Source organism: Rhodoferax sp. LS1P39, assembly GCF_056521425.1.
In genome coordinates this window covers 22406-37107 of sequence record NZ_JBWMAV010000002.1, presented here as the reverse complement: position 1 = coordinate 37107, position 14702 = coordinate 22406, and the positions used below count along the sequence as shown (strand labels likewise).

Annotated in this window: 11 protein-coding genes; 3 read left to right on the top strand and 8 right to left on the bottom strand. The window is 66.3% G+C overall.

Features of this window, described 5'->3' with window-relative positions:
• Positions 1-4 precede the first annotated feature (4 nt).
• The 3 genes from AC097O_RS03515 to AC097O_RS03505 are packed head-to-tail and all read right to left on the bottom strand — an operon-like array spanning position 5 to position 2564.
• Positions 5-1156 carry an acyl-CoA dehydrogenase family protein gene (locus AC097O_RS03515; RefSeq protein WP_479591501.1) on the bottom strand — a complete coding sequence of 384 codons (1152 nt, stop codon included), beginning with the start codon at positions 1154-1156 and terminating at the stop codon, positions 5-7.
• 9 nt (positions 1157-1165) lie between these two features.
• Complete coding sequence (locus AC097O_RS03510) at positions 1166-1684, bottom strand: MaoC family dehydratase (protein WP_479591500.1); 519 nt, start codon at positions 1682-1684, stop codon at positions 1166-1168.
• A gap of 34 nt (positions 1685-1718) precedes the next feature.
• Entirely contained in the window at positions 1719-2564 is an 846-nt protein-coding gene (locus AC097O_RS03505) for an HpcH/HpaI aldolase/citrate lyase family protein (protein WP_479591499.1), read from the bottom strand.
• 128 nt (positions 2565-2692) lie between these two features.
• Here AC097O_RS03505 and AC097O_RS03500 point away from each other — a divergent pair, with 128 nt between their 5' ends.
• The 3 genes from AC097O_RS03500 (at position 2693) to AC097O_RS03490 (ending at position 5958) form a co-directional block, all read left to right on the top strand.
• Positions 2693-3487 (top strand): GntR family transcriptional regulator, encoded by a 795-nt coding sequence (locus AC097O_RS03500; RefSeq protein ID WP_479591498.1) that lies wholly within the window; start codon positions 2693-2695, stop codon positions 3485-3487.
• An 89-nt stretch (positions 3488-3576) separates the two neighbouring features.
• Entirely contained in the window at positions 3577-4548 is a 972-nt protein-coding gene (locus AC097O_RS03495; RefSeq protein ID WP_479591497.1) for a Bug family tripartite tricarboxylate transporter substrate binding protein, read from the top strand.
• Positions 4549-5958, top strand: coding sequence for an MmgE/PrpD family protein (locus tag AC097O_RS03490; RefSeq protein WP_479591496.1), 1410 nt, complete (start codon positions 4549-4551; stop codon positions 5956-5958).
• Here AC097O_RS03490 and AC097O_RS03485 read toward each other — a convergent pair.
• The 5 genes from AC097O_RS03485 to AC097O_RS03465 all read right to left on the bottom strand — a co-directional run bounded on the left by AC097O_RS03485 (position 5932) and on the right by AC097O_RS03465 (position 14661).
• Positions 5932-7227 carry a leucine-rich repeat-containing protein kinase family protein gene (locus AC097O_RS03485; protein ID WP_479591495.1) on the bottom strand — a complete coding sequence of 432 codons (1296 nt, stop codon included), beginning with the start codon at positions 7225-7227 and terminating at the stop codon, positions 5932-5934. The genes AC097O_RS03490 and AC097O_RS03485 overlap by 27 nt on opposite strands.
• A 125-nt stretch (positions 7228-7352) precedes the next feature.
• On the bottom strand, positions 7353-8198 hold the full coding sequence (locus AC097O_RS03480; RefSeq protein WP_479591494.1) for a carboxypeptidase-like regulatory domain-containing protein: 846 nt from the start codon (positions 8196-8198) through the stop codon (positions 7353-7355).
• A gap of 3 nt (positions 8199-8201) precedes the next feature.
• A complete protein-coding gene (locus AC097O_RS03475) occupies positions 8202-9998 on the bottom strand; it encodes a tetratricopeptide repeat protein (RefSeq protein ID WP_479591493.1) in 1797 nt (598 codons plus the stop codon).
• Positions 9999-10171: 173 nt separating this feature from the next.
• Complete coding sequence (locus tag AC097O_RS03470; protein ID WP_479591492.1) at positions 10172-12922, bottom strand: EAL domain-containing protein; 2751 nt, start codon at positions 12920-12922, stop codon at positions 10172-10174.
• A 107-nt stretch (positions 12923-13029) separates the two neighbouring features.
• Positions 13030-14661, bottom strand: coding sequence for a FecR domain-containing protein (locus AC097O_RS03465; RefSeq protein WP_479591491.1), 1632 nt, complete (start codon positions 14659-14661; stop codon positions 13030-13032).
• Between the last annotated feature and the right edge of the window lie 41 nt (positions 14662-14702).

Genomic DNA, 14702 nt, shown 5'->3' with positions numbered 1-14702 from the left:
GTCCTCAGATGCGGTAACGGTCGATGAGCTGCTTGGCGATGACCTGGCGCAGGATTTCGTTGCTGCCCTCGCCAATCACCATCAGCATGCAGTCGCGGTAGTAGCGCTCGATCTCATATTCCACCGAGTAGCTGTAGCCACCAAAGATGCGCATGCCTTCCTGGGCGCAGAACACGCCCGCCTCGGAACCCGCCAGCTTGGCCATGGCGGCCTCCAGGTCGCAGCGCTCGCCCTTGTCGAACTTGCGGGCTGCGGCTTCGATCAAATGCTTGGCGCCTTCCACCTGGGTCACCATGTCGGCCAGCTTGAGCTGGATCGCCTGGTGCTGGCCGATGGGCTTGCCGAAGGCGCTGCGCTCCTGCACATAGCGCAGGCAGTGCTTGAGAGCGCCTTCGCCAATGCCCGCGCCGCGCGCCGCCACGTTGATGCGGCCCAGCTCCAGCCCGCCCGCGGTGTGGGCAAAGCCCTTGCCCTCCACGCCGCCCAGTAGCCGGTCGGCGGGCACGTGGTAGTTGTCGAAGTTCAGTTCGCAGGTGTCGATGGCGCGGTAGCCCATTTTCTTGAGCTTGCCAACCACGTTGTAGCCCGGGCCTTTCTCGGCGATGAGCATGCTCATGCCCTTGTGGCGCGGCTCGGCGTGCGGGTCGGTCTTGACCAGCAGCAACGTGAAGTTGCCGTGCAGGCTGTTGGTGATCCAGGTTTTGTTGCCGTTGACGACGTAGTGGTCGCCGTCCAGCCGGGCGGTGGTGCGGATGGCCTGCAGGTCGGAGCCGGCATTCGGCTCGGTCAGTCCCAGGCTGCCCCGGAATGCACCGGTGGCCATGATGGGCAGGTAGTGGTCTTTCTGCGCCTGCGTGCCGCTGCGTTCGATGGCCGAGGCCACGATCAGGTGCGAGTTGAAGATGCCCGAGGGTGCCATCCACACCGAGGCCACCTTGATGACGATTTGTGCGTAGGTCCAGGCCGACAGGCCCAGGCCGCCGTATTCCTCGCCAATGGTGGCGCCAAACAGGCCCAGCTCTTTCATCTGGTCCACGATGTCTTGCGGGTATTCGTCGGCCAGGTCGAATTTGCGGGCCACGGGGCGCAGTTCTTTTTCGACCCATACCTCGATGGCGTCGACGAATTCCTGCTGGTCGTTGGTTTCGGTGCGCATGGGGTTGCCTCAGTAGTTGATCTTGTCTTCGATGCTGTGGCCGCGCTTGGCAATCAGCATGCTGCGGGTGAAGGTGCCCACCACCTTGCCGTCCTGGTTCAGGCCGGTGGTTTTGACCGACACGATGCCCGCGCCAGGGCGCGAGTTGGATTCGCGCTTGTCCAGCACCTCGGACTCGGCGTACAGCGTGTCGCCCGCGAACAGCGGGAAGGTCAGCTTGATGTCGGTCCAGCCCAGGTTGGCAATGGCCTTCTGGCTGGTGTCGGTTACGCTCATGCCCACCATCAGCGCCACGGTGAACGGGCTGGCGATCAGGCAACGGCCAAATTCGCTGGCCTTGGCGTATTCCGCGTCGAAGTGCAGCGGATGGGTGTTCATGGTTAGCAGCGTGAACCAGGTGTTTTCGGTCTCGGTGATGGTGCGGCCCGGTCGGTGCTCGTAGATGTCGCCCACCGTGAAGTCCTCGTAATAGCGGCCAAAGCTCTCGCGGAAGCGGTGTTCACCGACCTGTTTGACGTTCTGCACCATGGTGTTGTCTCCTGTGGGTAATAAAAAATAGTTGTCAGGCACGGGCGGCGTTGTCCACGATGCGCCGGGCCTTGCGCACCAGCGGCGCATCGACCATGCGGCCCTGGTACAAAAATGCGCCGCTGAACTGGCCTGCGGGCACGGCCTCGACCAACAGCTGGGCCCAGGCCAGTTCCTCAGGCGTGGGCGCATGGGCGGCGTGGATGCGGGCAATCTGCTGCGGGTGGATGGCGGTTTTGCAGTCAAAACCCAGGCCCAGCACGCGGCGGGTTTCGGTGGACAGGGCTTCGGGGTCCTGCAGGTCGATGTGCGGTACGTCCCAGGTTTGCAGACCGGCGGCACGGGCGGCGTTGACCAGTTGGCCCCGGGCATGCAGCAGGCCATCCCAGCCGAATTCCGCGCCCAGCTCTGCGGCCAGGTCGGCTCCGCCCAGCATCAGGGCGCGCAGCTTGCCGCCTGCCGCCGCAATCAACGGCAGCTGGGCAATGCCCAGTGGGGTTTCCAGCAGGGCGCAGAGTGCGCCGAACTGAGCACCGGCCCAGCTCTCCACGCATTGCAGGTCGGCCGCGTGCTCTACCTTGGGCAGCAGCAGCCAGTCCACCTGCGCCGTGGAGGCCAGCAGCGCGGCCATGTCGGCAAATCCATCAGGGGTGCGCAACGGGTTGAGGCGCAGTGCCACCGGGCAAGCGCCTTGCGCGGGCCGTGCCGCCAGCCAGGCCAATACTTCCTGGCGGGCTTGCTGTTTGCGGTCGGGGTGCACTGCGTCTTCCAGGTCGATACACACCAGGTCGGCCCCGGCGGCCATGGCTTTGGCAAAGCGCTCGGGCTTTTCGCCCGAGACGAACAGCATGGAACGGGGTGGGGTGGGATGTGTTTTCATGCGGACAATTAATTTAAATGTACGTTTATTGTGCGTATTGGCGGTGGTATTGTCAATAAATTTCTATGCACGGTGTATTTGTCCTGGCATGCATGGGCCCTGCGCGGCCATGTGATGAAATGGCGGCTATGACTTCCATACCTTCCACCGATCTGCCCGACATCGACACGCCCGAGAAATCCGATGACGGCCAGCCGCGCTACGCCCAGGTCGCCCGCGAACTTCGGCGCGCCATTGCCACCGGTGTCTATCCTGTGGGGGCGCACCTGCCCACCGAGCACCAGTTGTGCGCGCAGTACCAGGTCAGTCGATTTACGGCGCGCGAGGCGGTGCGCATCCTGGCGGCCAGCGGCCTGGTGACGCGGCGACCGCGTATTGGCACGGTGGTCACCGCCACCAGCGAGGCGGGCCGTTACACCCATAACGCCACCTCGGTGCAAGACCTGCTGCAGTACGCGCAGGACACCGAGTTGCGCCTGGTCTACATCGGCAAAGTGGCGTTCAGCAAGGCGCAGGCGCAAGAGTTTGGGGTGGAGGCCGGGGTGGAGTGGATCTACGGCATGGGGGTGCGCATGGCCGGTACGCTGGCCGAGCAGGCGGCGGGCGCGGCCCGGCCGATCTGTGTCACCCGGCTGTACCTGAACCCGCTGCTGGCTGGTATCGAGTCCAAACTGCGTGGCCGCCGGGGCGCAGTGCACGCCATGATCGAGGTCGACTACGGCGTCACCATCAGCCGGGTCGAGCAGGAGTTGCAAGGCGTGCTGCTGGATGCCGAGGATGCTGGCAACCTGGATGCCGCGCCGGGCGTGGCGGGCCTGCGCATCCTGCGCCGCTACTACAGCGACAAGGACGAACTGCTGGAGATTGCCGACAACGTGCATGCCAGCGACCGCTTCAGCTACAAGATGCAGATGAGGATGTAAGGGTTGGGGATAGTTTTCGATGTTTGTATTGACAGGACAATTAAAAGTAAATACTATTTAATTAACCGTACAAATACAGGAGACTTTCCATGCACCCTTTTTCCAAGATATTCACCGTGGCCGCCCTGGCCATGGTCGCAGGCGGGGCGCTGGCCGCCGATGCCGACTTTCCCAACAAGCCGATCAAGATCGTGGTGGGCTTCCCCGCCGGGCAGGGCACCGACACGATTGCGCGGGCCTTGACGCCCAAGCTGCAAGCCGTGCTGGGCCAGGCGCTGATCGTGGACAACAAGGCCGGTGCCGGTGGCATTTTGGGCCAGCAGGCGGCGGCCATCGCCGTGCCGGACGGCTACACCATCTTGTTTACCTCGGCCGGGCCCATGGCTGTGAATCCGGGCGTGTACGAAAAGCTGCCCTACGACCCGGTGAAGGACTACACCGGTGTGGCGGGTGTCATCAGCGTGCCGCTGGTGCTGGTGGCCAACGCGGCCTTCCCGGCCAAAAATGCCAAGGAACTGGTGGCCCTGGCCAAAGCCAAGCCGGGCGAGATCAACTTTGCCTCCAGTGGCAACGGCGTGACCAACCACCTGGCCATGGAAATGCTGGCCCTGGCCGGTGGTGTGAAGATGACTCACGTTCCCTACAAAGGCTCGCCCCCGGCGGTGACCGATTTGATTGGTGGCAGCGTCAGCGTGATGTTCGACACGCCGGTGTCGGTGCTGCCGCACATCAAGAGCGGCAAGCTGCGCGCCCTGGCCGTCAGCGGCAGCAGCCAGATTGCCGCGCTGCCCGACGTGCCCACGGTGGCCGAGGCTTTTCCGGGCTTCTCTGCCGTGTCGTGGATGGTGTTTGTGGCCCCCGCCAAGACCCCAGCGCCAGCGGTGGCCAAGCTGAGCGAAGCCGTGCTCAAGGTGGTCAACACCCCCGAGATGCACCAGTATTTCCTGGCCCAGGGGGTGGAGCCCATGCCCATGGGGCCGGCCGAGCTGGACAGCTTCATCAAGTCCGAAGTCAGCAAATGGGGCAAGGCCGCCAAGGCCGCTGGCGCCAAGGTCGATTGAATGCAGTCCGCCGATCTGGTCGCCAGCACGCTGGCGGGCTTTGTCGCCGACCTGCAGCCCGCGCAGATACCCGCTGAAGTGTCCATGCGTGCCCGGCACCTGCTGCTGGATGCCATTGGCTGCGGCCTGGCGGCGCGGCGCGAGCCGTTTGCGCTGGGTTTCCAGTCGTCGCTGCGCGAACTGGCGGGCGGTGTGCAGGGTGCGGCGGGTGTGGTGGGGTTTGGCGAGCGCATGGGGCTGCGCGACGCGGTGATGCTCAACGGCATGCTGATGCACGGCCTGGACTTCGACGACACCCATATGGCCGGTGTGGTGCACCTGAGCGTCAGTGTGCTGCCCGCGGTGCTGAGCCTGGCGGTGCAGCGCGGTGCCAGCGGCGGCGCTTTGTTGACGGCTTACATTGCCGCCGTGGAAGCCGGGGCCCGTATCGCCAGCGCGGTGCAGGGCGGTTTTCACCAGCAGGGCTTTCACCCCACCGGTCTGGTGGGTACCTTTGCCAGCGCCTTAGCCGCGGGCAAGCTGTTGGGGCTGGATGCAGCAGCGCTGGTACACGCCCAGGGCGCGGCCTTGTCCATGGCCAGTGGCAGCCTGCAATTTATCGAAGACGGTGCCTGGACCAAGCGCGTGCATGCGGGCTGGGCTGCGCAGGCCGGGCTGACCGCTGCCAGCTTTGCCGCCCACGGCATCGTCGCGCCGCAGGCCCCGTATACCGGGCGCTACGGCCTGTACCGCAGCCACTTGGGTGACCCCGCAAGGCTGGATCTGGACATCGCCACGCGCGGGCTGGGCTCCGATGGCCGCGCCCCTGTGTGGGAGCTGATGCAGATTGCCGTCAAGCCCTTTGCCATGTGCCACTTTGTCCATGCCGCTACCGATGCCGCCATTGCGCTGCCCGGGCTGGACATCGGTGAGGTCGAGCGTGTGGAGGTGCTGGTGCCGCAAGCGGCGGTGGAGCTGGTGTGCGAACCCGCCGCCCGCAAGTGCCGCCCGCAGAACGAATACGACGCCAAGTTCAGCCTGCCCTATGCCGTAGCCAGCGGCCTGGCGCGTGGCCGCCTGGGGCTGAAAGAGCTGCTGCCTGAGGCCTATCTGGACACCGCCATCCAGGCGCTGATGGACAAGGTGCAGTACCGCGTGGACCCGGATGCCACCTTTCCCCGCCACTACAGCGGCGAAGTGCGTGTGGTGCTGCGCGATGGCAGCCAGCGGGTGCACCGCGAGGCCGTCAACCGCGGCCACCCCGAGCGTCCGGTGGCCAATGCCGATGTGGTCGCCAAGTTCATGGACAACGCCGGGCTGTATTTTTCTGCGGCCCATGCGCAGGCCATCTGCACTGCCGTGCTAGGCCTGGACCAGGCGGCCAGCGTGGCACCCTTGGAAGCGCTACTGGCAAACGACCCGCAAGTCTGAGTCCAGCGCCGCGAGCCGCTGCTGGATCTGCGCAAACAGCGGTCGGGCCGCCGCCTGGGGCTGCAGGCAGTCGTTCCGTAATGCGGCCAGTGCTGTGGAGTTTTCCGGGCAGTGCGCCAGCAATTCCTCCAGCAGGCAGCCAAACGCCCGTACTTCCAGGCGTTGCAAAGCTTGCGCCTGAGCCACGTTGGCGGGCAAGAATGAAGCCGCGCCCATGTCGCCCAGCAGGCAGTGGCCGTCGGTGTCGCACTGCAGGTTGTGCGCATACAAGTCGCCGTGTAGCAGGCCGCTGGCGTGCAAGTGGGCGGCGGCAGCGGCCACGCCCTGGGCAATGCGCAGTATTTTTTCCAGCGTAAACACGGTGCCCGCCGGGTACACGTCGCGGGTGCAACTCTCCAGGCTGGGCGGCCCGGCCAGGGTGCTGAAGTGCGGCGGAATGCAGGGCATCACCAGCCCTGCTGTCCCCTCGGGGTGTGCTGCGAGCGGGCCCAGGGTCGCTATCAGGTGCGGGTGCGCAGCCACCGCCAGGCAGGCGGCCAGCTCGCTCTGCGGCCAGCCGTCGCTGGTGACCTCGCCTTTGAACAGCTTGACGGCCACGGGCTCCCCCTGCCACTCGGCCTGGTGGATCACGCCGGACGCGCCTTCGCCCAGCCGGTGCTGCAGGGCCAGGTCGCTCCAGCGGATGGCGTTGCCTGATGCGGGAACGTGCGGCGTACCCGCCCGTGCCAGCCAGGCCAGCCGGGGCAGGTGCAGCAACCAGTCGGGCAGGCTGCCAGCGTCCGCCATGGGGTTGGCCGAGAAGCGCAGCAGCTCCAGCCGCTGGCACTGCGCCAGTTCGGGCGGCAACTGCGCCAGCTGGTTGCCCGCCAGCATCAGCTTTTGCAGCTGCAGGCACTGGCCGATTTCGGCGGGCAGGGTGCTGAGCTGGTTGTCGGTCAAGATCAACCAGCGCAGCCGGGGCGGCAGGGCGGCGGCGGGCACATGGTGGATCTGGCACGACTTGAAGCCCACCATTTCCAGCTGCACGCACTGGCCCAGCACGGCGGGCAGTTCGGTGAACGGGTTGCCAGAGCAAAACACCACCCGCAGCCGGTGCAGCCGGGGCAGGTCGTCGGGCAGGCTGGTGAGGGCGTTGCCGGAGAGGTTCAGCACCTCCAGCGTGTCGGCCAGGTCAAAAATCTCGCGGGGGAAGGTGCTCAGTCCGGCGGATAGATCCAACCGCCGGATGCCCTGCAGTTGGCCAGAGCGGAGTTGGGAAAGAGTGTGCATGCCGCCTATTGTCGCGGCTGGTGTCGCGGCTGGCCCGGGCGGCTTGCTGTGTGGCGGGTGTCATAGGCGAAAAATGCTCTCTGCGCTTATGGAATGGGCACAAGAAGCTATCAAAATAGTAGTAATCAAGGCGATTTTTGCAGCTGTACCTGTACGCTGGGGGTGGCCGGGGCCACGCTGTTGCGCCAGGGTGCGTAGCCGGGCAGCCGCACTTCGAGCACGCGTTGCCCGGGTGCCAGCTGGCTGCCCAGTGCCAGGGCAAAGCGCCCAGCGGCATCGGTCACCGTGGTGTGCCCGGCCATGGCCACCGTGGCGGCGGCCAATGCCGTGCCGTTTTCGTCTTGCACCTGGCCCTGCAGGGGCCAGGGTTTCCAGCGCACATCCAGGTACACCGCTTCGTGCACCAGGGCCAGCGTGGCGCTGGAGCCTGCGGCCAGCACCAGCAAGGGCGCCTGCAGCAAGGACACTGGCACCGACTGCCCTTGCAGTTCGGCCGGAATCCCCATGAAACGCACCAAACCTTTGCTCTCTACCGCTTCTTCGCGGCGGTCGGCACCCAGGTCCAGCCGCAGGCGGGCACCTTGGAAGACCTCTTGCCCGTCGTCCCCTTCCAGCCGCAGAAAAACGGTGAGGTCCCATGTGCCCGGCTTGGGCGGCAGCGCGTAGCCCAGCACCACGATGACCAGCATCAGCACGCCGGGGCCACCCAGTTTCACGGTGCCGTTCATGGCCTTGCCGCTGTAACTTGCGTATGACTTGAGCACGGCAAACAGGCTGACCGCGCAAAAGAATCCCAGCATGCACAGCACCACATACCAGACCTTGTCTACCAGGCCCGCGCTTTGCAACGCGGCGGGGTAGCTCCACATGGCGGCAATCAAGGCCAACACCACGACAAGCGCTGCAGCGCTCAGCACCAGCGCCCAGCGGGTGTGGTCGGTTCTGGGCAGGGGCGGCTTTTGGGTGGCCATGGATCAGTCCAGCTGCTGCAGGTTGCGCTGTGCCCGCTCCAGGTCCTGCTGGAGCTTGGCGGAGCGCGGGGCGAAGGGGGTCAGAATAGCCACCGCTTCGCCCAGGGCGGTGCGGGCTTCGGGGATGCGGTTTGCCCTGCGGTGCAACAGGCCCAGGTTGTTCAGCGTGCTGGCGACCTGGGGCAGGTAGGCATCCGGGTTTTTCAAGGCCAGGCTGCGGCGGATGGTGAGCGATTCGTCAAAAGCTGTATGGGCCTGTGGCAGGCTTTTTTCTTCGCCGTGCAGCACCCCGAGGTTGTTTAGCAGGGTGGCCACGTAGGGCAGGTAGGCATCTGGATTTTTCAGGGCCAGCGTGCGGTAGATGCCGAGTGCTTCGTTGACGGTGGCAACTGCCTCTGGTGTGCGGTTTTCATTGCCGTACAGAATTCCCAGGTTGTTCAAGATGCTGGCGATGTTGGGTAAAAACGCGTCCGGATTCTTCTGCGCCAGGCTGCGGTTGATGCGCAGTGCTTCGTCAAAGGCCTGCCGGGCTTCGGGAATGCGGTTCTCAACGCGGTCCAGGACACCCAGGTTGTTCAGCGTCATCGCCGTGTCGGGCAGGTAGACGTCCGGCTTCTTCAGGGCCAGGTCGCGGTAGATGGCGAGCGCTTCGGCGTAGGCCGCACGGGCTTGTGGCGCGCGGTGTTCAAGCCGGTGCAGGATGCCCAGGTTGTTCAAGGTGGTGGCCACTTCGGGCAAATAGGCATCCGGCTGTGTGCTCGCCAGGCTGCGGCGGATGGTGAGTGCCTCTTCGTAGGCGGTGCGGGCCTCGGGCATGCGGTTTTCATCGCTGTGCAGGATGCCCAGGTTGTTCAGCGTGTTGGCCACAACAGGCAAATGCGTACCCGGATTATTCAGGGCCGAGGCGCGGGCCAGGGCCAGGGCGGTGTCGTAGCCACGCCGTGCCTGAGGCCCGTGGTTGAGTGCACTGTGGAAGTAGGCCAACTCAAACCACACATTGGCATCCAGCGGCGCCAGGACGGTGGCTTTGTCAAACGCGCGGGCTGCGCCGTCGAAGTCCAGTTTGATGGTCAGCAGCTTGCCCCGCAGGAGCCAGCCGTCTACTGCCTTTTGCAGGGTGGCCTGGGCTTTGTCGCTGTCTTTTTGCAGCTGTTCTTCGCTCAGGATTTCCAGCGCGGGGTCGATCTGGCCTGCTAAAAACAGCTGGATGGCCTGGTTGTAGGCCGGGCTGTCTTCGCTGGGGGTGCGGTTGGCGAGTTGGCGGGCGAGTTCCTGTACCTGCTTCAAGGCGCTGTCGCGTTCTTCCAGCAGCCGGGTGCGCTCCTGGGCGGTGGCCGCGTTGTGCCCCTCCAGCGCCGCCAGCTTGGTCTGGTATTGCTGCTCCACGGTGGTGCTGCCCTTGAGGCCAAAGAAGCGCACCGCCATGGCATCGCGCTGCGCCGCCGGGGCCATCACGATCTCGACGGTGCGCTCGGCCGGGTTGGCGCTCAAGGTGTGCTCCAGCGCATAGCGGTTGACGACTTCCAGGCCGCTGCGCTGGGCGACCAAACGCACGGTATCGCCCGGCTTGCGCTGCGGGAAGTTCAGGGTGAAGCTGCCGTTGCTGTGGCTGAGCTGGTTTTGCCCATCGGCGCTGATGCTGACGTTGGCAATCGGGCTGCCCAGCGACACATCGGCAACCACAAAGCCCTGGATGCTGGCGGCGGCCCAGCCCGCGCCCGGGGCGCACAGGGCCCAGATGCAGATGCAACCCACTCTGCCTGCCAACAGCGCGCGCAGGTTTTTTCCAATGGATGCCATGGCTGCCCCCTTTTCCATAGTGGCCCTGGTAAGCCAGTATCCACATTGCAGCGTTGCACACATCCTTCTTTTTAAGGAAAGCCCATGGCCACCAAAGCCCCTAAAGATTTATAAAAAAAGTGCCTCTGGCGCTTATTCCATAAGCACGAGAAGCTATAAAAATAATAGTGTTGCTAGAGCCACCGCGTCACCACATCCAGCGGCTGGGGGTGGCCGAACAAGTAGCCTTGCACGGTGTCGCAATGCTGGTCGGCCAGGAAGCGGCTTTGGGCTTCGGTCTCTACCCCTTCGGCCACCACCTGCAGGCCCAGGCCGTGGGCCAGGGCGATGGTGGCACGCACGATGGCCGCGTTGTCCTTGTCGGTGGCGATGTCGTTCACAAAAGTGCGGTCGATCTTGAGCTCATCGATGGGAAAACGTTTCAGGTAGGCCAGCGACGAGTAGCCGGTGCCGAAGTCGTCCACCGACAGCCGCACGCCCAGGGCGCGGATTTCGTGCAGCAGGCCGATGACCTGGTCGGCATCGGACATGGCGGTGGTCTCGGTGATCTCCAGGCGCAGCAGGTGCGGGGGGATGCCGGTTTCCTCCAGCGCCCGGCGCACCACCTGCACCAGGTCGCGGTTCAGGCATTGGCGGGCCGAGATGTTGACGGCCACCGGCACGGGTGTAAGCCCGGCGCGCAGCCAGAGTGCCACCTGGCGGGCGGCTTGCAGCACGGCCCAGGCCCCCATATCGACGATCAGCCCGCATTCTTCGGCCACCTCTATGAAGCCGCCGGGCATGACCAGCTGCTCCGGCGTGCGCTGCCAGCGCATCAGGGCTTCCAGGCCGACCATCTGCCGACCGTACAGTGAAAATTGGGGCTGGTAGTGCAGCACAAACAGGTCTTCGCGCAGGGCTTGGCGCAGGTCCATCTCCAGCGCCAGGCGTTCATGCATGCGGGTGTTGATGTCGTTCGACCAGAACTGGAAGCAGGCCTGGGGCTGGGCCTTGGCGCGGTACATGGCCATGTCGGCCTTGGACATCAGGCCGTCCAGTTCGGTGCCGTCCTGTGGTGCTATCACCACGCCCACACTGCCCGCGCTGGGCACGGTGATGTTGCCAAAGCTGTCGTCCAGCACGATGTCCTGTGTCAGTGCATCCACCACCTTGGTGGCGGCGGTGGCGGCACCGTCCTGGCCGCCCACGTCTTCCAGCAGCACCACAAATTCATCGCCGCCCCAGCGGGCCACGGTGTCGGTGTCACGGCACAGGGCGCGCAGGCGCTGGGCGATGACGCGCAGCACCGCGTCACCCGCGCGGTGGCCCAGGTTGTCGTTGATGTGCTTGAAGCGGTTCAGGTCCAGAAACAAAATGGCCGTGCTGCCGCCGCGCCGCTGCACCCGCGACAGGGCCAGGTTCAGGCGCTCGTGCAGCAGCACCCGGTTGGGCAGGCCGGTGAGGGCATCGTGGTTGGCGGCAAAGTCCAGTGCGCGGGCAGCGGCCACGGAATCGGTCACATCGGAAAACACCAGCACCGCCCCTTCCAGAGCGCCTTCGGGGCTGCGCAGGGGGCTGGCGGTGGCCCGTAGCACGCGCAGGCCCTGGGGGCCGGGCAGGTTGAGCAGTTCGCGCACATAGACCCGGCTGCCCCGGCCCAGGCACTCGAATATCGCGGCCACCAGGCGTTCCATGCTGTCTTCGCTGAGGGGGTAGGCGGTGTGCAAGGGCTGCCCCAGCAGGTTATGGCCGGGGGCGTGCGACTGGGCGGCGGGGTTGGCAAAGCGGATGGTGTGCGACCCTGCATCGATGGTGATGATGGCCTCGTCAATCGCCTGCAGGGTGGACTGGGCGTGCTGGCGGGTGCGCAGCAACGTGCGGTTCAGGGTGCGCAGCTGGCCCGCCAGCCAGAAGCTCAGTGCCACGGCCAGGGCCAGGGTGGCGGTGCCGGGTGGCAGCCAGGTGCGGGTGGCCAGCAGCACCCCGGCGCTGGCCAGCAAGGGCAGCGGCAACAAGCCCGCCACCAGCAGCAGGCGGCGGCCCTGGCAGGCTGGCACCAGAGCCACACTGCTGACGGCCAGCAGGGCCAGCAGCAGGGTCCACGGCGGGGGTGCGCGGGTGATCCAGGTCTGGCTGCGCAGGGCCTCGAAAGCCTGGGCGTGGAACATCACCGACGGCAGGGTGGCGCGCCCGCCCGCCAGGGGCGTGACCAATTCGCCGCCCAGCCCGCTGGCGGTGATGCCGATGAATACCGCCCGGCCCCGCACCATGTCCAGCGCCTGGGGGGACTGCAGGGCATTGCCGAACGACAGCGTGGGCAGGCCGCGCATGCGGGGCAGCAGCACCTCGTGCTCCCGTACCCAGTGGGTGCGGGTGTGGTTCAGGGTATCTACCGGGACCAGCCGATCCCAGACCGGATCGGGGGCCGCCTGTTGCAGCACCGCCAGGGCCAGGGCGGGCGTGTCGGCATCGCCATTGCCAGCCATCAGGTGGATGCTGCGGGACTGGCCGTCTACGTCGATCTCCACATCCACATGGCCCAGGCGGGGCGGGGTGCTGGCATCGGGTGCCACCAGCGTGGGCAGCAGCGGGGCGGCGGCGATGCGGCCATCGGGCTGCTGCGCCGGGGCCGTGGCCAGTACCACGTGGCCCTGGCGGGCGATGGCGCTGGCCAGGGCGGCATCGCTGGCGGGGTTGCGGGTATCGGGCTCGGAGAACAGCACTGCCATGCCGATGGCGCTGGCCCCCGCCTCGCGCAGGCGGTCCACCATCCGGGCATGCAACTCGCGCGGCCAGGGCCAGCGGCCCAGCGCGTCCAGGCTGGCATCGTCGATGGCCACCACCACCGGCGGCTGGATATCGGCAGTGTGGGTGGGCAGCAGCAGGTCGTAGGCCAGCAGGTCCAGCCGCTGCAGCGCCGCCGGTTGCAGCCAGGTCAGCAGCAAGGCGGTGGCGATGCCTGCCAGCCACCAGCCTGCACGCAGCGCCGCCTGCTCCCAGCGGGGCGGGAGGGGCGGGGAGGCGCTGCCTCCGGTGGGGGCAGGCAGGGGGGTCAGAAAATCGCCAGGGCAGGGAGGAGTAACAGCAACAGACCCCAGCGGCTGGGCGGAGGTTCGGGTACGACAAAGGTTTGCGTGCTGCCCCAGGGGCCGGTGTAACCGTCGGTGCCGGTGGCCTGCACCCGCACGTGGTGCGCTCCGGGTTGCAGATCTTTCAGGCCGAACTGGCTGGTTTCGGTTTCGGCATCGGCCAGGGGGCTGGTGAAGCTGTCATCGCGGGCCACCTGCAGGTGGTAGCGGGCGGTTTGGGGCTGGGCCGTCCAGCGCAGCGTGAGGCTGCCGTCCTGGGGCTGCGGAATCTCGACACCGGGGCCGGGCAGCACGCGGCGAAATGGCTGGGCATCGCCCCAGGGGCCTTGTCCCTTGGTCGGGTGGACGGCGGCCACGCGCCACTGGTAGATGCCGGGCGGCAGGTCCTGCGGGGGCTGGGCGCTGGCACTGGCAACAAGCTGCTCGTCGATCGCCTTGCCGTCAACGCTGAGCTGCACGCGGTACTGCAGGCTGGCATCGCCCTGGGTCCAGCGCAGGCTGGGGCGGGCGGCGGTGGTGGCGGCTTCCGGGGCCGGGTCGATCAGCAGCGGCGGCTCGGGCTGGGTGTGGATGACCAGCCGGCGCTCGGCCGACAGGCCCTCCAGGCCCTGGGCATCGATGCCGCGCACCCGCAGGGCGTAGGTGCCGTCTTCGATGTCGCGTACCCGGATGCGGGCGGCATCGGTGACTTCGTCCGACAGCATGGCGCTGAACTCGGAGGTGGCGGCCAACTGGGTGCGGTAGCGGATGGCGCCGGCCAGGGGGGAAATCGGCCAGGCGATGGGCAGACGCTCGATGGTGTCGGGCAGGCCGTCCAGGCTGGGCGTGGGTAGCAAGGGAATGGGCGCATTGGGGCGGCTGCCGCTTTGGGCCAGCGTGCCCTGCGCGGCCTGGGCGGTGACCTGGCCGGTGGCGTTGGCAACCTGTACGGCTCCGCTGACCACTTCGGTGCGCATGGTCTTGCCGTCGGCGACCACCCGGTACTGGGTGCCGCGCACGGCGGCAATGGCGGCCGGTGTGCGGATCTCAAACCGGCCACCGCTGTTGCCGACCGGGGTGACCTGGTTTTCCACACTGCCGTGCACCAGCGACAAGGCCACGATGCTGGCCTGGCCCAGCAGGGTTTTCTGGCTGGTTTGCAGCAGGAGTTCGCTGTCGCGGCGTACCAGCACGCGGCTGCCGTCGGCGAATTGCAGCGTGGCGCTGCCGTCTGGTCCGGTGCGCAGGCCCGACGGGGCTTGCAGTTGCTCGCCCGACACGGCGGCGCGGGCGGGCGCGTTGCCTCGGCGCAGCGTGGTGTCACCCACCACGGCCAGCAGCAGCACCTGGGTGGACTCCAGCTTCAGCCATTCCTTGGGGATGCGCAATTTCGTGCCGGGGGGGATGCGGTGCTCGTCGGCAATCTGGTTGCGCTGGCGCAGCGCCAAGGCCAGAGACGGGCTTTTCAGATAGCGCTCGGCCAGGTTCCAAGGGTGGTCGCCGGGTTGCACGGTGTACACAAAGTCAGTGGCCTGTGCGGTCGGTAAAAGACTTAGCAAAACCAGGCCCAGCAGACCGTTATGGAGGCGGCGACGAGGGCTAGGGCTGATTTGCATGGCTTTACACGCTAATTAGGCGCGAATGGTGTTGTAAATTG